13 protein-coding genes are annotated in these 16,578 nt (G+C 63.8%); 10 read left to right on the forward strand and 3 right to left on the reverse strand.

What is annotated here, in order from left to right:
• Positions 1 to 62 precede the first annotated feature (62 nt).
• The 10 genes from APH30_RS01620 (at position 63) to APH30_RS01660 (ending at position 11,627) form a co-directional block, all read left to right on the forward strand.
• On the forward strand, positions 63 to 851 hold the full coding sequence (locus tag APH30_RS01620) for an alpha/beta fold hydrolase (protein WP_054911506.1): 789 nt from the start codon (positions 63 to 65) through the stop codon (positions 849 to 851).
• Entirely contained in the window at positions 848 to 1,702 is an 855-nt protein-coding gene (locus tag APH30_RS01625; RefSeq protein ID WP_009683168.1) for an alpha/beta hydrolase, read from the forward strand. Before APH30_RS01620 ends, APH30_RS01625 begins: the two co-directional genes overlap by 4 nt.
• A gap of 108 nt (positions 1,703 to 1,810) precedes the next feature.
• The gene (locus APH30_RS01630; protein WP_054911507.1) at positions 1,811 to 2,605 is read left to right on the forward strand and encodes a DUF4892 domain-containing protein; all 795 of its coding nucleotides are present in this window, start codon (positions 1,811 to 1,813) and stop codon (positions 2,603 to 2,605) included.
• Positions 2,606 to 2,617: 12 nt separating this feature from the next.
• Positions 2,618 to 3,670: an AI-2E family transporter gene (locus tag APH30_RS01635; RefSeq protein WP_054904242.1), complete on the forward strand. Its 1,053-nt coding sequence runs from the start codon at positions 2,618 to 2,620 to the stop codon at positions 3,668 to 3,670.
• Between the two features lie 175 nt (positions 3,671 to 3,845).
• Entirely contained in the window at positions 3,846 to 3,935 is a 90-nt protein-coding gene (kdpF, locus tag APH30_RS27435; RefSeq protein WP_033690477.1) for a K(+)-transporting ATPase subunit F, read from the forward strand.
• A gap of 9 nt (positions 3,936 to 3,944) precedes the next feature.
• A complete protein-coding gene (kdpA, locus tag APH30_RS01640; protein WP_054911508.1) occupies positions 3,945 to 5,639 on the forward strand; it encodes a potassium-transporting ATPase subunit KdpA in 1,695 nt (564 codons plus the stop codon).
• Positions 5,640 to 5,648: 9 nt separating this feature from the next.
• A complete protein-coding gene (gene kdpB, locus APH30_RS01645; protein ID WP_033690476.1) occupies positions 5,649 to 7,703 on the forward strand; it encodes a potassium-transporting ATPase subunit KdpB in 2,055 nt (684 codons plus the stop codon).
• Positions 7,704 to 7,713: 10 nt separating this feature from the next.
• Positions 7,714 to 8,277, forward strand: a complete 564-nt coding sequence (gene kdpC / locus APH30_RS01650; RefSeq protein WP_047149930.1) for a potassium-transporting ATPase subunit KdpC — start codon at positions 7,714 to 7,716, stop codon at positions 8,275 to 8,277.
• A gap of 3 nt (positions 8,278 to 8,280) precedes the next feature.
• On the forward strand, positions 8,281 to 10,935 hold the full coding sequence (locus APH30_RS01655; RefSeq protein ID WP_054911509.1) for a sensor histidine kinase KdpD: 2,655 nt from the start codon (positions 8,281 to 8,283) through the stop codon (positions 10,933 to 10,935).
• On the forward strand, positions 10,932 to 11,627 hold the full coding sequence (locus tag APH30_RS01660) for a response regulator (protein WP_009683157.1): 696 nt from the start codon (positions 10,932 to 10,934) through the stop codon (positions 11,625 to 11,627). Before APH30_RS01655 ends, APH30_RS01660 begins: the two co-directional genes overlap by 4 nt.
• Before the next feature lie 101 nt (positions 11,628 to 11,728).
• Here APH30_RS01660 and APH30_RS29385 read toward each other — a convergent pair whose 3' ends face one another.
• From APH30_RS29385 to APH30_RS01670, 3 genes are all read right to left on the reverse strand, one after another.
• Entirely contained in the window at positions 11,729 to 12,499 is a 771-nt protein-coding gene (locus tag APH30_RS29385; RefSeq protein ID WP_249121914.1) for a DUF6708 domain-containing protein, read from the reverse strand.
• A gap of 138 nt (positions 12,500 to 12,637) precedes the next feature.
• Entirely contained in the window at positions 12,638 to 13,417 is a 780-nt protein-coding gene (locus tag APH30_RS29390) for a DUF6708 domain-containing protein (RefSeq protein ID WP_236184262.1), read from the reverse strand.
• Positions 13,417 to 16,557, reverse strand: a complete 3,141-nt coding sequence (locus APH30_RS01670; protein WP_177333702.1) for a T6SS effector BTH_I2691 family protein — start codon at positions 16,555 to 16,557, stop codon at positions 13,417 to 13,419. Before APH30_RS01670 ends, APH30_RS29390 begins: the two co-directional genes overlap by 1 nt.
• Between the last annotated feature and the right edge of the window lie 21 nt (positions 16,558 to 16,578).

Genomic DNA, 16,578 nt, shown 5'->3' on the forward strand with positions numbered 1-16,578 from the left:
GCATTGCCGAACCGGCTCGCCATGCCGACAATGGGCCATCATTCCCGTCCGGATCAGGCGCCATGTCGCAGCAGATCTTTTTCGCCCATGCCAACGGTTTTCCCTCGGCCACCTACGGCAAGCTGTTCGCCGCGTTGGCGCCGGACTATCAGGTCCGGCACCTGGCTCAGCACGGCCATGACCCGCGCTTTCCGGTGGATGACAATTGGCAGAGCCTGGTCGATGAATTGCTGCACCACCTAGCGCAGCAGGAGCAGCCGGTGTGGGGCGTAGGCCATTCGCTGGGTGGGGTTTTGCACCTGCACGCGGCGTTGCGCTGCCCCGAGTACTACCGTGGGGTAGTCATGCTCGACTCGCCGGTGCTGACCCGTGCAGACCAATGGTTGCTGCGCACCGCCAAGCGCTTCGGCTTCATCGACCGCATTACCCCGGCCGGGCGCACCTTGGGGCGCCGTCAGCTTTTCACGGACCGCGACAGTGCCCGTGAGTACTTCGCCGGCAAGTCCCTGTTTCGCCAATTCGACCCCGACTGCCTGGACGCTTACATAGAGCATGGCCTGCAGGCGATGGAGCAGGGCCTGCAACTGCGCTTCGACCCGGCCACCGAGATCAGCATCTACCGCAGTATCCCGCATACCAGCCCCGCCCCGGCGCGACAGTTGCAGGTGCCGCTGGCCATGGTGCGCGGTGACCGCAGCAAGGTCATCCGGCGCCACCATGCCCTGGCGGTGCGTGGCATGCCGCAAGGGGAGTACCACAGTGTGCCAGGGGGCCACATGTTCCCGTTGGAGCGGCCTGCCGATACCGCCAGCCTGCTCAAGGGCCTGTTCGACCGCTGGGGCCAGGCATGAGCGCGCAGGTCGAGGAAGTTCGCCTGAGTTTGGGCCACATCGAACTGGCCGCGCATCTGTTCGGGCCTGTGGACGGTCTGCCGGTGATCGCCCTGCATGGCTGGCTGGACAACGCCAACAGCTTCGCCCGCCTGGCGCCGCTGTTGCGCGGCTTGCGCATCGTTGCCCTGGACCTGGCCGGGCATGGCTATTCGGAGCACCGCCCGCCAGGGGCCAGCTATGCCCTGGCCGACTACGCTCACGATGTACTGCGGGTGGCCGAGCAACTGGGCTGGCAGCGTTTCGCCCTGCTGGGCCATTCGCTCGGCGCCATCATTGCGGTGCAAGTGGCCGGTGCGTTGCCGGAGCGGGTCAGCCACCTGGCCTTGATCGACGGCGTTATCCCACCCACCGGCGCCGAGCAGGATGCCGGTGAGCGCCTGGGCATGGCGTTGCTGGCGCAGCTGCGCCTGGATGGCAAGCGCAAATCGGTGTACACCACCCTCGAGCAAGGTGTGCAGGCGCGCATGAAGGGCATGGTCGCGGTAAGCCGGGAAGCGGCCGAACTGCTGGCGCAGCGCGGGCTGATGCCGGTGCCCGGGGGCTACAGCTGGCGCAGCGACAGCCGCCTGACCCTGCCTTCGCCGTTGCGCCTGAGCGACGCCCAGGCCATGGCCTACGTGCGCCGGGTGAATTGCCCGGCGCAACTGGTGATTGCCGCCGACGGGATGCTGGTGCGCCATACCGCATTGCTGGAGCAGCTACCCTTCGAGCAAATGACACTGCCGGGTGGCCACCACCTGCACTTGAACGATGAGCAGGGCGCGGCCCTTGTCGCAGACTGTTTCAATCGCTTCTTTGGCTTTGCTTGACTTGCACCGGACAAGTGTCGAGGCTTGGCGGGTTGAAAGGGAGACAACCATGCAATTGCCAGACAACCTGGAGCTTCACCTCGGCGCACGGCGCCGCCTGGGTCGCCGATGAGCGCGCCCCTGTCCATCCGCACCGTTGCAGCTGCCTGCCTGGCATTGGCCAGCCCGCTGCTGTGGGCTGGCAGCCTGCCGGTGCCTGCAGACGCCAACGTGGTCGACCAGCGCCCGGCCGTGGAGCAGGAGCGCGTCTACCCGCTGGGCCCATTGCGCAAGATCAGCGGCCGCCTGCGGGTTGACGACAAGGTCGAAAGCCGTGGCCAGGTCAGCTCGGTCACCTACGAGCTGCCGGTCGAACGCACCGCCCGCGAAGCCTTCACCAGCGCCCGCGAAGCGCTGCAGCGCGACGGTGGCTACCCGCTGTTCTGGTGCCAGGGCCGCGATTGCGGCGAGGCCAGCCTGTGGGCCAACGAGGTGTTTGCCAATGCCCGCCTCAACGGGGGCGACGAACAACAGGCGTTCATTCTGCTGCGCCGTTCGGCAGAACAGGCCGACACCCTGGTTGCGCTGTACAGCGTTACCCGCGGCAACCGCCGTGCGTATTTGCATGTGGAAGAGTTCGTCGCCGACAGCCCGTTGGGCGACTTGCTGCCCACGGCGGCCACGGTGCTGCGTGAAATGCGCGATACCGGCAAGCTCGACTACCCGGACCTGGCGGCACCCCAGCCTGCCTGGGCCCACCTGCTGGCACGCAGCCTGAACCTCGACAGTACCCTGCGTGCCAGCCTCAGCGGCGTTCAGGCCGAAGCCTGGCGCGAGGCGCTGATCAAGGCCGGGGTGCGCAACGGTCGCCTTGAAGTGGGCACTGCGCCTACCACTGGCTTGCACCTTGAACTGATTCGTTGAGCGGGTGCTGCGATGGTCAACAATGATCGCCTGCTGGTCCAGATTCTGTTGCTGGCGTTGCTGGGGGCCGGCCTTTGGGTGATGGCGCCGTTCATATCGGCATTGCTGTGGGGCGCTATCCTGGCCTTTGCCAGCTGGCCGTTGATGCGCCTGCTCACACGGGTACTGGGGGGGCGCGAGACCCTGGCGGCCAGCCTGCTGACCATGGCCTGGATCCTGATCGTGGCGCTACCGCTGGTGTGGCTGGGTTTCAACCTGGCCGACCACATCCGTGATGCCACCGCGTTCGTCCGTGACGTGCAGGTCGACGGCCTGCCAGATGCCCCGGCCTGGCTGGGGGGCCTGCCGTTCGTGGGCGAGCGCCTGGTCAGCTGGTGGCAGTCGCTGGACCAGCAGGGGGCAGCCTTGCTGGCCTCGGTCAAACCGCACCTGGGGCAGGTTGGCAACTGGTTGCTGGCGCGCAGTGCGCAAATCGGCAGCGGCGTGCTGGAACTCACACTCAGCCTGGTGTTCGTGTTCTTCTTCTACCGTGACGGGCCGCGTTTGTCGGCGTTCGTGCTGCGCCTGCTGCACCGCTTGATGGGCGAGCGTGCCGCGTACTACCTGGAGCTGGTGGCCGCCACCGTGCAGCGGGTGGTCAACGGGGTGATTGGTACCGCCGCGGCGCAAGCGCTGTTGGCGTTGATCGGTTTTCTGATCGCCGGCGTGCCGGGGGCCATTGTGCTCGGCCTGGTGACCTTCATGCTCAGCCTGATTCCCATGGGGCCGCCACTGGCCTGGATCCCGGCCACCGCCTGGCTGGTGTGGAAGGGCGAGTACGGCATGGCGGTGTTCCTCGGTATCTGGGGCACGTTCGTCATCAGTGGCGTGGACAACGTGCTCAAGCCCTACCTGATCAGCCGGGGCGGCAACCTGCCGCTGGTCATCGTACTGCTGGGCGTGTTCGGCGGCCTGCTGGCGTTCGGCTTCATTGGCCTGTTCATCGGGCCTACCTTGCTGGCGGTCGGCTACAGCCTGTTGCTGGACTGGAGCCGTAACGCCGTAGAGCAACCGCCCCAGCACTAGCCTGTACGGGCCCGCTTCGCGCAGGCGTGCGCGAAGCGGGCCGCGCCGCCGCCTCGACACCCTGATCTTTACGCATTCTTTATACCCCTCGCTGCCCCTCCATCTCGTTCCTTTACACCCCTTCCCCGGACAATTCCCCAAAGCGGCCCAAGCCGCATCTCGGGGAGAACCACACATGAACATGCTCGACGGGCTGTCACTGCTACTGGCAGTGGCCTTGGCGTTTTATCTGCTGGTGGCGCTTTTGCGCGCCGATCGCGGCTAAGGAGCGGCCATGCACAGTTACGACTACGCCTTGCTCCTGGCATTCTTCGCCCTGGTGCTACTGCCGGCACCCTGGCTAGGGCGTTTCTATTTCAAGGTCATGGAAGGCCAGCGTACCTGGCTGTCACCCGTACTCGGCCCGGTCGAGCAGGCTTGCTATCGGCTGGCAGGGGTGGATGCCCGCCAAGAGCAGAACTGGCGCCAGTACACCCTGGCGTTGCTGAGCTTCAACCTGGCCGGCTTCCTGCTTTTGTTCACGGTATTGCTGTTGCAGGGCTACCTGCCCCTCAACCCGCAGCACCTGCCTGGCCAGCAATGGTCGCTGGCATTCAACACCGCCGTCAGCTTCGTCACCAATACCAACTGGCAGGCTTACAGCGGCGAGGCGTCGGTCAGCTACCTGAGCCAGATGCTTGGCCTGACGGTGCAAAACTTCGTCAGCGCCGCCACGGGCCTGGCCGTGCTGGTCGCGCTGTGCCGCGGTATTGCCCGGCGTAGCAGCGCAACGCTGGGCAACTTCTGGGCCGACATGACCCGCGCCACCCTTTACGGCTTGCTGCCGCTGTGCCTGTTGCTGGCGCTGCTGCTGGTAGGGCAGGGCGTGCCGCAGACCTTTGCCGACTATGCCCACGCGTTGACCCTGCAAGGTGCCGACCAGAGCATCCCGTTGGGCCCGGCCGCCAGCCAGATCGCCATCAAGCAGCTGGGCACCAACGGCGGCGGTTTTTTCGGCGTCAACTCGGCGCACCCGTTCGAAAACCCCACGGCCTGGAGCAACCTGTTCGAGGTGGCATCGATCATCCTCATTCCGGCGGCCCTGGTGTTCACCTTCGGCCACTACGTCAAGGACCTGCGCCAGAGCCGCTCCATCCTTGCGTGCATGCTCACATTGTTCCTGATTGGCGGCAGCACGGCGCTGTGGGCCGAGCACCAGCCCAACCCGGCGCTTGCAGGCGAACAGGTCCAGCAGAGCGGCCCCATGGAAGGCAAGGAAAGCCGCTTCGGGACTACCGCTTCGGTGCTGTGGACCGTGACCACCACTGCCGCATCCAATGGCTCGGTCAATGCCATGCACGACAGCCTCAACCCGCTGACTGGCATGGTGGCGATGGTCAACATGATGGTCGGTGAGGTGATTTTTGGCGGTGTCGGCGCGGGGCTGTACGGCATGTTGCTGTTCGTGTTGATCGCCGTGTTCCTGGCCGGGCTGATGATTGGTCGTACGCCGGAGTACCTGGGCAAGAAGCTGCAGGCCCGTGAGGTGCAGCTGCTGGTGGCCACGCTGCTGGTGATGCCGCTGGGTGTGCTGGTGCTTGGCGCCATCGCTGCCAGCCTGCCGGGCCCGGCAGGGGCGGTCAGCAACCCGGGGGCGCATGGTTTCAGCCAACTGCTGTACGCCTACACCTCGGGTGCCGCCAACAACGGCTCGGCGTTCGCCGGGTTCGGTGCCAACACTGTGTACCACAACCTGATGATCGGCTTGGCCATGCTGATCGGCCGCTTCGGCTACATCCTGCCGGTACTGGCCTTGGCCGGCAGCCTGGCGGCCAAGAAGACCGCGCCCCTTGGAGTCAACAGCTTCCCCACCCACGGCCCGCTGTTCACCGGCCTGCTGCTGGTGACCATCCTGCTGGTCGGTGGCCTGACATTTTTGCCGACCTTGGCCCTTGGGCCGATCGCCGAACATTTGAGCCTGGGTTTTTGAGGATCGACCATGAATATGCCCATTCCTGAAATGAAAGCCCGGCACAGTGCCAAAGACCAGACCCGGTTTGCGGCGCTGTGGCGCCCAGCGCTGGTACAGGCGTTGGTCAAGCTCGACCCACGCCAGTTGCAACGCTCGCCGGTCATGCTGGTGGTGGCGGTGACTGCGCTGCTGACCACAGTACTGTGTTTTGCCCCTGGCAGTGGCGTCAGCCGCGGCGTGGCCGTGCAGATTGCCCTGTGGCTGTGGTTCACCGTGTTGTTCGCCAACTTTGCCGAAGCCCTTGCCGAAGGGCGCGGCAAAGCCCGCGCCGACAGCCTCAAGGCCGGCAGCCAAGGCTTGACCGCCCAGCGCCGTCAGCGTGACGGCCACTATGAAACGGTAGCTGCCGGCGCCTTGCGCAAAGACGATGTGGTGCGTGTGGTGGCCGGTGAAATGATCCCCGCCGATGGTGAGGTGCTCGAAGGGATCGCAGCGGTCAACGAGGCAGCGATCACGGGTGAGTCGGCGCCGGTCATTCGTGAATCCGGTGGCGACCGCTCGGCCGTCACCGGTAACACCCGGCTGGTTTCCGACTGGCTGCTGATCCGCATCACCAGCAACCCGGGCGAGTCCACCCTGGACCGCATGATTGCCCTGGTCGAAGGTGCCAAGCGGCAGAAAACCCCCAATGAAGTCGCCCTCGACATCCTGCTGATCGGGCTGACGCTGATCTTCCTGATCGTGGTGGTGACCTTGCAGCCATTCGCCCACTTCGTCGGCGGCAGCCTGCCGCTGATCTTTCTCGCTGCCTTGCTGGTGACGTTGATCCCCACCACCATCGGTGGCCTGTTGTCGGCCATCGGCATTGCCGGTATGGACCGGCTTGTACGGTTGAACGTGATCGCCCGCTCGGGCCGTGCCGTGGAAGCGGCCGGGGACGTGCATACCCTGATGCTCGACAAGACCGGCACCATTACCTTCGGCAACCGCCGTTGCAGCGCGCTGCACGCTGCACCGGGGGTAACCGCGCGGGAACTGGGGGAGGGCGCCCTGCTGGCCTCGCTGGCCGACGACACCGCAGAAGGCAAGTCGATCGTCGAGTACCTGCGTCAGTTGCATGACGTTGTCGAGCCCCCTGCCGGGCACTACGAAGCCGTGGCGTTCAGTGCCGAAACGCGCCTGTCGGGCATCGACTTCCAGCAGCGCCGCTACCGCAAGGGGGCCGTCGATGCGGTGCTGGCATTCGTCGGCATGCAGCGCCTGGACATGCCGCCAGCGCTGGCCCGTGAGGTTGAACGCATCGCCCAGAGCGGTGGCACGCCCTTGCTGGTGTGCCTGGACAAGCGCCTGCTTGGGGTGATCCACCTCAAGGATGTGGTCAAGCCTGGCATCCGCGAACGCTTCGCCGAATTGCGCAAGCTGGGTATCCGCACCGTGATGGTGACCGGTGACAACCCGTTGACGGCTGCTGCCATCGCAGCGGAGGCCGGGGTGGATGATGTGCTGGCCGAGGCCACGCCGGAGAAAAAGCTGGCGCGCATTCGCCAGGAGCAGAACGACGGCCGCCTGGTGGCCATGTGCGGCGACGGTGCCAACGACGCCCCGGCGCTGGCCCAGGCCGACGTGGGCATGGCCATGAATGACGGCACCCAGGCGGCGCGCGAGGCGGCCAACATGGTCGACCTGGACAGCGACCCGACCAAGCTGCTGGACGTGGTGCAGGTCGGCAAGCAGTTGCTGGTGACCCGGGGGGCGCTGACCACCTTTTCCATCGCCAATGACGTGGCCAAGTACTTCGCCATCCTGCCGGCGCTGTTCGCTGCCATCTACCCGCAGTTGGGGGTGCTCAACCTGATGCACCTGGCCAGCCCGCAAAGCGCGATCCTTTCGGCCATCGTGTTCAATGCCCTGATCATCGTCGTGCTGATTCCTTTGGCGCTACGGGGTGTGCGGGTCCAGGCGGCCAGCGCTGCCCACTTGTTGCGGCGCAACCTGTTGATCTACGGGCTGGGCGGCATCGTGGTGCCGTTTGCCGGCATCAAGCTGATCGATCTGTTGCTCAACGCCCTGCACCTGGTCTGAGGAGGCCACCATGAACGCTTATCTACGCCCTGCCTTGAGCCTGGCCTTGACGATGACCTTGATCACTGGCGCGCTATACCCGCTGGTGGTGACCGGCGTCGCCCAGGTGGCTTTCCCGGTACAGGCCAACGGCAGCCTGGTGCGCGATGACCAGGGCCAGGTGCGGGGTTCGGCCCTGATTGCCCAGAACTTCCAGGGCGATGGCTGGTTCCATTCACGGCCTTCGGCAGGCGCCTACGCCACCGTGGCCAGCAGCGCCAGCAACCTTGCGCCGAGCAACCCGGCGCTGGTGGCGCGGGTCCAGGGCGATGCGGCGCTGCTGTACCAGGCCCAGCAAGGGCCGGTACCGCAGGCGCTGCTGACCACCTCGGGCAGCGGCCTGGACCCGCACCTGCCACCGGCGGCGGTGGCCTATCAGATTCCCCGGGTCGCAGCGGCGCGACAGTTGCCTGTGGCGCGCTTGCAAGCCTTGCAGGAAGAGGCCACCCTCAGACCATTGATCGGCCCGCCGGTGGTCAATGTGCTGGCGTTGAACCGGGCCCTGGAAAAACTCGCCAGCAAGAGCAAAGGATGAAACATGAGTGATTCCGCGCGTGCAGACGCGTTGTTGGCTACCCTGCCGCGCACCGGCCGTGGCCGGCTGAAGGTGTTCCTCGGTGCTGCGCCGGGGGTGGGCAAGACCTTCGCCATGCTGCAGGCCGCGCATGCCCAGCAACGCCAGGGCGTGCAGGTAGTGGCCGGGGTGGTCGAAACCCATGGCCGTGGCGAAACCGAGGCGCTGCTTGCCGGTTTGCTGCAGCAGCCCATGCTGCGCAGCCAGTACCGGGGGGTCACCCTTGAGGAAATGGACCTCGACGGCCTGCTCGCGTGTGCGCCAGCCTTGGCACTGGTCGATGAGCTGGCGCACACCAACGCCCCCGGCAGCCGCCACGCCAAGCGCTGGCAGGACGTGCAGGAGCTGCTGGCCGCGGGCATCGACGTGTACACCACGGTCAATGTGCAGCACCTGGAAAGCCTCAACGACAAGGTGCGCGACATCACCGGCGTGCACGTGCGCGAAACCTTGCCTGACTGGGTGCTGCAGGAAGCCTTCGAGCTGGTGCTGATCGACCTGCCACCGCGTGAGCTGCTGGAGCGCTTGCGTGAAGGCAAGGTGTACGTACCCGAGCAGGCGCGGGCCGCCATCGATGCGTTTTTCTCGCAAACCAACCTCACCGCTCTGCGCGAACTGGCCATGCAGACGGCCGCCGCCCAGGTCGATGCCGACCTGGCCCACGGCTACCGCCAGCGCGGGCAGGCAGCCCCCGCGTTGCGCGGCCGGCTGCTGGTCGGTGTGGCTGGCGATGACCAGGCCGAGCGCCTGGTGCGTCACGCCAGCCGCGTGGCCCAGCGCCGCCACTTGCCGTGGAGCCTGGTGCACGTGGACAACGGCCGTTTGCGTGACGAGGCAGCCCGCCAGCGCCTGCAGGCGGCCCAGCAACTGGCCGAGCGCCTGGGAGGCGAAGTGGTGTTGCTGCGTGCCGGTGAAGTGGCGCGCACGCTGATCCAGCATGCGGCCGAGCGGCGCGCCAGCCTGGTACTGGTCGGCCAGTCGCGCGACCGTGTGCACCGGCGCTGGTTCGGTGCAGGGGTGGCTGCCCGGCTGTTGCGTGAAAGCCATGGGCTGGAAATCAACGTGCTAGACCGCGATGTACAGCCCTCGGCGCCGCGTTCGGCGGTGCGCCGGGTGTGGGTCTGGCGGCACTACCTGCTGGCGTTGCTGGCCACCGGGATGGCCGCAGGCCTGGCTTGGGCCGTGTCGAGCGTGCTGGCACTGCCGAACATCTCGCTGGTGTTTCTGGCCGCGGTGCTGCTGGTGGCGGTACGCAGTAGCCTGGGGCCGGCCCTGGCCTGCGCGGCACTGTCGTTCCTGGTGTATGACTTTCTGTTCATTCCGCCCAATTTCTCGTTCAGCATCCAGCGCGAAGAAGATGTGCTGACGCTGGTGTTCTTCCTGCTGATGGCCGCCCTTACCGGCAACCTGGCCGCCCGCCAGCGCCGCCAGTTGCAGGCGCTGCGCGAAACCCAGGCGCAGACCAGCCAACTGCTCGACCTGTCGCGCAGGCTGACGGTGGCGACTGACCGCCAGGCCGTGTTCAACGCCGCCGGGCAGCACCTGGGCGGCTGGTGCGACCTGCAAGTGTGCCTGCTGCAGCGCACTGCCGATGGCCAGCTGCAGGTGGCCAGCGGCGAGCACCAGGGTTTCAGCGCCACCGAGCGGGCCGCCGCCGATTGGGCCTGGCAACACGGGCAGGCCGCCGGGCACGGCAGCGACACCCTGCCGGAGGGGCGCTGGTGGTGGTGGCCACTGGCGGTGGATGAGCAACCGCTGGCGCTGCTGGGCGTGCGCCCACGTTCAGGCCAGCCGCTGAGTGACCCGCGTCGGCGCCTGCTGATCGCCCTTGGCCAGCCGCTGGCCCAGGCCCTGGCCCGTGCCCGCCTTGCCGAACAACTCGAAGCCGCGCGCTTGCACGGCGAGACCGAGCAGCTGCGCAGTGCCTTGCTGGCTTCGGTGTCCCACGACCTGCGCACCCCATTGACGGCCATGCGCGGCAGCATCGACAGCTTGCTGGCGCTGGGCGAAGCGATTCCGCTCGACGACCGCCGCGAGCTGTTGGAGGGCACCCGCGACGAGGCCGAGCGTCTGGACCGCTACATCCAGAACCTGTTGGACATGACACGCCTGGGGCACGGTGGCCTCAAGCTGGCCCGCGACTGGGTGGCGCCAGCCGATATTGTCGGCAGTGCGCTCAACCGCCTGCGCGTGGTGTTGGCGCCGCTTCGCGTGCACACCGACGTGCCCGGCGATCTGCCGCTGCTGTTCGTGCATGCGGCATTGATCGAGCAGGCATTGGTCAATGTGCTGGAGAATGCTGCGCGCTTCTCGCCGGCCAATGGTCGGCTGGAATTGCGGGTGGCGGTGCAGGACGAGCGGCTGTGCCTGACCGTGAGCGACCAGGGGCCGGGCATTCCCGTGGGCGACCGCGAAAAGATCTTCGACATGTTCTACACCGCCGCCCGTGGCGATCGCGGCGGGCAGGGGACCGGCCTGGGCCTGGCCATCTGCCAGGGCATGATCGGTGCCCATGGCGGGCAGATTCTGGTGGGCGAAGGCATTGATGGCCAGGGCACCGGCATCACTTTATGCTTGCCGCTGCCCCCGCAACCTGCAGCCGAAAGTGAAAGCCCATGAGCCAGCCCGCCACCCTGTTGGTTATCGACGATGAACCGCAGATCCGCAAATTCCTGCGTATCAGCCTGGCCTCGCAAGGCTACAAGGTGCTCGAGGCGGCTACCGGTGCCGAAGGCTTGGCCCAGGCGGCCCTGGGCAAGCCGGACCTGGTCGTGCTGGACCTTGGCCTGCCTGACATGGACGGCCAGCAGGTGTTGCGGGAGCTGCGGGAATGGAGCTCGGTTCCGGTGTTAGTGCTGTCAGTACGTGCCAGTGAGCTGCAGAAGGTCGATGCGCTGGATGGTGGGGCCAACGACTATGTGACCAAGCCGTTCGGTATCCAGGAATTTCTCGCCCGGGTCCGTGCGTTATTGCGCCAGGTGCCGCAAGCCGGGGGCTCGGAAGTGAAGGCCAGCTTCGGGCCGTTGACGGTGGACTTCGCCTTTCGCCGGGTAACCCTGGAGGGCGTGGAGGTGGCGCTGACACGCAAGGAGTACGCGCTGCTGGCGTTATTGGCCGGGCACCCGGGGCGAGTGATGACCCAGCAGCAACTGCTCAAGGATATCTGGGGGCCCAGCCATGTGGAGGATACCCATTACCTGCGCATCGTGGTCGGGCACCTGCGCCAGAAACTAGGCGATGACCCTACGGCGCCACGCTTCATCATCACCGAGGCGGGTGTGGGTTACAGGCTGGTGGCGCCTGTTGCCTAGCGGAAAGTCGCGCTGGTTGCGGCTGGACCACGCAGCGCCGACCACGCGGCTGCCTGGGGTGGAACAGGTTCTTCGCCCGGTGAATTGAGCATCGGGTGACTTCAAGGGGCTGTTCTTGACTCCAGGTCCATTTCGGCTGGCCATTCCACTTTAGGGGCAAGACGCAGGGCGAACTCACACCAGAGCACGTCGTTGTGATCCTTCGGCTCCCCAGGTGGGGGTAAGGCGCTGGGGCCATGCTGCATGTAAGTGCAGATGTAAGCCCAGGCATGTTGATCCGCCCCCATGGTACTCAGGGGAAACCGGTCGATGACGTTGTTTGTTCCGGGTGCGACGATGGACAGCACCACCCCACATTTGAAACTGGGCGCACCGTTTCCCGGCACGCCACGGTAAAGCCAGCGCTCGGCGCGCACTTGCGACCAGTCGTAGCAGACTGGCTCGACTTTCCAGGTTCCGAAAGGCTTCCACCAACAGTCTTTGAAGTTGTAGGCATAGATTTTTTTTCGTTTCCGGTTGAAACGAATGGGTTCGTCGCGAGGGGGGCATATGCACCTTCGAATTAAAAAAACACACGCCCATGTTTCGAGGATCAGCGAAAGAGTGCCAATGAATACTTGCTCAGAATCGAGGTATGCAAAACTTTTTATCATGTCGAAAGGAAGTGTTGAAATGATGAAAATTGCAGGTAATGTAAAGAGGATTACTAGTTCCCTAGCCCAGCTTATAGCTCTAGATAATTCAAGATAGATTGAATCTTGATGATTTGGAGATTTGTCACCTAAGCCTGGCTCAGTTGTACACGGGTCATCAGGAAGAGGGAGGTCCTCCTTCCAGAAAGTGCAGGGAGGATTAAGCAGCGGGCGAGACATTGAAAGATGCTCCAGAAGCGATTAATTTTTTATCGATTTTTACAAAGCTCGATTGGTCGTATCTGCAGGGTGAATACACAAGCAAGCGCTCAATGCCCTCCAGGTTGTTGTTATCCCAGCATCGAGTTAACTCATTGCCTAATTGCCTCGAGATGCTGTTCTCGACTCCCGATCCATTTCGGCCGGCCACTCGACTTTAGGGGCTAGCCGCAAAGCGAGTTCACACCAGAGTACGTCGTTGTGATTCTTGGGCTCCCCAGGTGGGGGCAAGGCGCTGGGGCCATGCTGCATGTAAGTGCAGATGTAAGCCCAGGCATGTTGATCCGCCCCCATGGTACTCAGGGGAAACCGGTCGATGACGTTGTTCGTTCCGGGTGCGACGATGGACAGCATGACCCCCCATTTGAAAATGGGGGCACCGTTTGGAAGCATGCCGCGCTGAAACCATCGCTCGGCACGGACTTGCGACCAGTCGTAGCAGACTGTCTCGACCTTCCAAGTTCCGAAGGGATTCCACCAACAGTGTTTGAAGTTGTAGGCATAGATCTTTTTTCGTTTACGGTTAAAGCGAATAGGCTCGTCGCGAGGGGGGGATAGGCTAATGCGAATGAAGAAGGCAGATGCCCATATTCCGCCGGCTAGCAGCAAGACGCTAATAAGTATGAGCTCAGAATCAAGAAGTTCAGAAATCTGTATTATATTAAGAGGTAAAGTGGCAGTGAAGATAATCATAGGAAGTGAAAAAAATAACATCAATTCCCTGGCTCCGCCCAAAGGCCTAGCTATTTCGAGATAGATCATATCTTGGTGATTAGGAGATTGATAACCTAAACCAGGCGCAGTTGTGTTTGAGGTATCTGGCAATGGAAGGTCTTCCTTCCAGCCTTTGCAAGGAGGGTTCAGCAGCGGGCGAGACATTAAAATATGCTCCAGGCTGAATTCATTTTGTTCTCGATTATCACCACTTTAGCGTAGCTCGATTTATCGTTTCTGTTGGGCCAGTAGGCGAGCGTCAACTCAACTTTCTCTATGTTGTGGTTGTCCAGAAGTGGGAGTGAGCCAGTAATGTGAATTGTTCTTTCGAGGGATTTGAGAGTAAAGTATTTATCAAGGCTTGCAGAGTCGGCGAGAACGCCGCCCAAATCAATTGGGATGTGTTCGATTTTACCAGTATCCGAGCTATAAGCAGCGATACAGCGTTGTCGATCAATACCTGCCGGGATAATTGCGAGATGCCATTCGTACTTCGTAAGTTCGGAGGTGGCACTCGGCAGCCTAAGATCTACGTCGAGATAAAAACCCGTTGCAACAGAATTTCCGTCATTGAGCAGTGCCCCTGCTGAATGTGGCATTTGTGCGGTGTGAGAGGATTGGAACCTCGTTCTGATCGACACGTAAGCATGTAGACCAATGACTGCTGCATTGAATGCACTTACCGCGTTGCTAAGGTCCTGTTCGTCGATCCAGCGTCGATGCCCCTCTGGCTTTCCCCATTTACTATGTCGGGCCCACAACTCCAGCAATGAGGACTCATGGTTGTTGGCGATCGTCGCCAGCGTGTAGGCCGCCAGTCCCAAAAAAACGATAAAGCCTAGCGCTATGAGCGATGCTCCCAAGAAAGCAATGCCAAAGCCCGCAGAGGCTACTGATACCCAGGCAGCGCCTTTGTATAAGAAGTTCGCTGACTCATCACCTTCACGGCCAGTTCGAAGGCCGGCATTCCAATACTGCACGGCATCCATAACACCAGCAATCGCCGCGATGCCGCCGCCGTACCGCGCAATACTGATGCCCAAACCCGCCGTTAGTATCTGCCCAGGGTGCTGTGTACGTGCGAATACCTGCGCAACAACCAGTCCTGCGGCCTCAACACTGGCACCCAGCACCCCCAGCGATGAAGACCAGACCGCCGCCTGCGCCTCGGGGTTGTGCTGATGGGTCTGCTGTAACGCCCGGTAATTTCTGCGCAGGCTGTCCTGCTGAAACCACAGCCCGCCCAGCGCAAGCAGCAGGCCTACGCTGCCCGTACCGGTCGCCGCATCCCGCAGGCTACGCATTGCATCGCTGGCCACGCTTTGCGCCGCCATCGAACTGATCTGCAGCCCGGCAGACACCTGTGCCTTTACCGAGGCTGCACCGATCGCCACATTGCGCACCAGCGCGCCGAAACCTTCGGCCGTCGACGTTTTCAGCTGGACCAACCGTGCCTGTAATTGCTCGGCGCTTTCGAAGGTCCAGAGCACCACGTCGATCATCTGGTTGCGGTTACCGACCGCGGCGATATTGATTGCGCCGCTCAGCACCATGGCGCGGACCTTGCGCCCCACGGGGTCGCGGAACTGCTGGTCGACCTGCTGCATAAATGCATCGGTGCGGATTTGCAGGGCCTCGTCGAGCACGCTCAGGTACTCGCCGACGGTCAATGAAACCCGCAGCGGGGTTACGTGCTGCCCGGCATACAGCGCGAAAGCCGCACGGTGCACATGGCCGACCAGGGTGCGGCTGCGTTCGCTGAGGTGCTGGGCGAGCGTATTCCCTGCGCTGGTGGTCGCGGCCAGCAGTTGACCGATGGCATCCTGCAGCGGCTTGACCATCAGCAACTGGCCCTCGGGGGTGCCTGCGATGGCTTTGATGATGTCGTAGACCTTGCCGAAGTCGTCGCCTGACAAGCCGCCGATCACGCGCTGCAGCAGCGTCTGGTTCCTGGCCATCAGCGCCTGGTACAACAAGCTGTGCTCGTCTTCCAGCAGTTGCTGCCAGACGAGCTGCGTCATACCCAGCGGCTGACCTTCCTCGGGCATCAGTTCGCTAGGGCCCCCGGCCAGGCAGTCGGCCATCATCTGGATGAAGTACTCGACCGAGACCGGGTCGGCAGCGTCGTAGTCGAAGCGACCGATCTGGTGAAACGCCGGCTGGGCGTAGTGCAGCGCGTACAGCTGGCCAACCTGGTCGATCATCGACTGCCAGTGGTTCAGTTCACGGTCGTAGCCAGCCTGGAACGCCGCGCGGGCGCTTTCGTCGTAGCGCGCTTGCAAGCGGTCCCGGGCCTGCTCCTGGTTGCGGGCGGTGTTGCGGCGGGTCTGCCTTGCGATATCCACTGGCGGCAGGTGCGCCTTGATGCCGACGGGGCTGTCGTTCCACTGTTCGACCTGGCGTGCCTCACGCTCAGCCGCCTCGGCGCCCTGTGCGGCTGCCGTGGCCGCGTGCAGTTGCTGGATGCCCAGCAACGCCTGGGAGGTGAAGTACTCGAAGTGCCGCTGTGGCTGCGCGCGCCATGCCTGCATGGCCTGGACCCAACCTGTGCGCTGGGCGTTCAGTTCCACCACCATGCCGACGGGGTCGGGCAAGGTCAGCGCCAGCACACCGTTTGGCAATTGTTCCCGGGCAATGACGGTACGCAGATAGTTGTGGGTTTCGGACCACCGACCCAAACGGCTGTAGAAGCCGTGAGCACTCGTGAACCGGGCCGATGAAAAGGTGGAGAACTCGAGCACACCCTCCATGCCGAAGCGGAAACTGTCGGTCATGGCGATGCCGAGGCTGGCGGGGTCGTTGCGTGCACGGTGCAGGTCGACTTCGACGAAGCGGGCGAGGGTGGCCGGGTCTGACTGGGCGATGCCTTTGCGGTAGCGGTCGAGCACGGTGCGCGGCCACGGATCGTTGGCGAAGGCAACCCAAGCGGTGCGGTACAGCGACGTGTCGATGTTGATGAACGAGGCGATGACGTCATGGCCTGCGGTGGCACACCATTTGGGCAATGGCCTGGGCGGCCCCAGCGGCATCTGCGATACCGGAAACCGCTGCAAGGTGGCATCGGCCGCCACTGCGTAGGCCTGCCAGGTGGCCTGGTCGAGCAGTACGTAAACGTAGCCCTGGCGCAACAGTCGGAGCTGGTCGGTGTGCATCGGGTGGTAGGTGATTTCGCTGTCACTGGCCCAGCGAAACAGGTGCCCGGCATCGGGGCGCGGGGCATAGGCCTCGCGCAGCAGCAGGATGGGCAGGCCAATACGCCCGCAGGCGTTGCAGCCGCCGTGGCTGTTGGGAATTTCTTCCTGCATGGCGGCATGGATGGTTGCACT

The sequence above is a fragment of the Pseudomonas sp. NBRC 111127 genome (genome assembly GCF_001320345.1).
Taxonomy (GTDB): domain Bacteria; phylum Pseudomonadota; class Gammaproteobacteria; order Pseudomonadales; family Pseudomonadaceae; genus Aquipseudomonas; species Aquipseudomonas juntendi.

Coding starts and splice junctions, on each gene's coding strand:
- APH30_RS01620 (WP_054911506.1), top strand. CDS start 63: ATGTCGCAGCAGATCTTTTTCGCCCATGCCAACGGTTTTCCCTCGGCC.
- APH30_RS01625 (WP_009683168.1), top strand. CDS start 848: ATGAGCGCGCAGGTCGAGGAAGTTCGCCTGAGTTTGGGCCACATCGAA.
- APH30_RS01630 (WP_054911507.1), top strand. CDS start 1,811: ATGAGCGCGCCCCTGTCCATCCGCACCGTTGCAGCTGCCTGCCTGGCA.
- APH30_RS01635 (WP_054904242.1), top strand. CDS start 2,618: ATGGTCAACAATGATCGCCTGCTGGTCCAGATTCTGTTGCTGGCGTTG.
- kdpF (WP_033690477.1), top strand. CDS start 3,846: ATGAACATGCTCGACGGGCTGTCACTGCTACTGGCAGTGGCCTTGGCG.
- kdpA (WP_054911508.1), top strand. CDS start 3,945: ATGCACAGTTACGACTACGCCTTGCTCCTGGCATTCTTCGCCCTGGTG.
- kdpB (WP_033690476.1), top strand. CDS start 5,649: ATGAATATGCCCATTCCTGAAATGAAAGCCCGGCACAGTGCCAAAGAC.
- kdpC (WP_047149930.1), top strand. CDS start 7,714: ATGAACGCTTATCTACGCCCTGCCTTGAGCCTGGCCTTGACGATGACC.
- APH30_RS01655 (WP_054911509.1), top strand. CDS start 8,281: ATGAGTGATTCCGCGCGTGCAGACGCGTTGTTGGCTACCCTGCCGCGC.
- APH30_RS01660 (WP_009683157.1), top strand. CDS start 10,932: ATGAGCCAGCCCGCCACCCTGTTGGTTATCGACGATGAACCGCAGATC.
- APH30_RS29385 (WP_249121914.1), bottom strand. CDS start 12,499: ATGTCTCGCCCGCTGCTTAATCCTCCCTGCACTTTCTGGAAGGAGGAC.
- APH30_RS29390 (WP_236184262.1), bottom strand. CDS start 13,417: ATGTCTCGCCCGCTGCTGAACCCTCCTTGCAAAGGCTGGAAGGAAGAC.
- APH30_RS01670 (WP_177333702.1), bottom strand. CDS start 16,557: ATGCAGGAAGAAATTCCCAACAGCCACGGCGGCTGCAACGCCTGCGGG.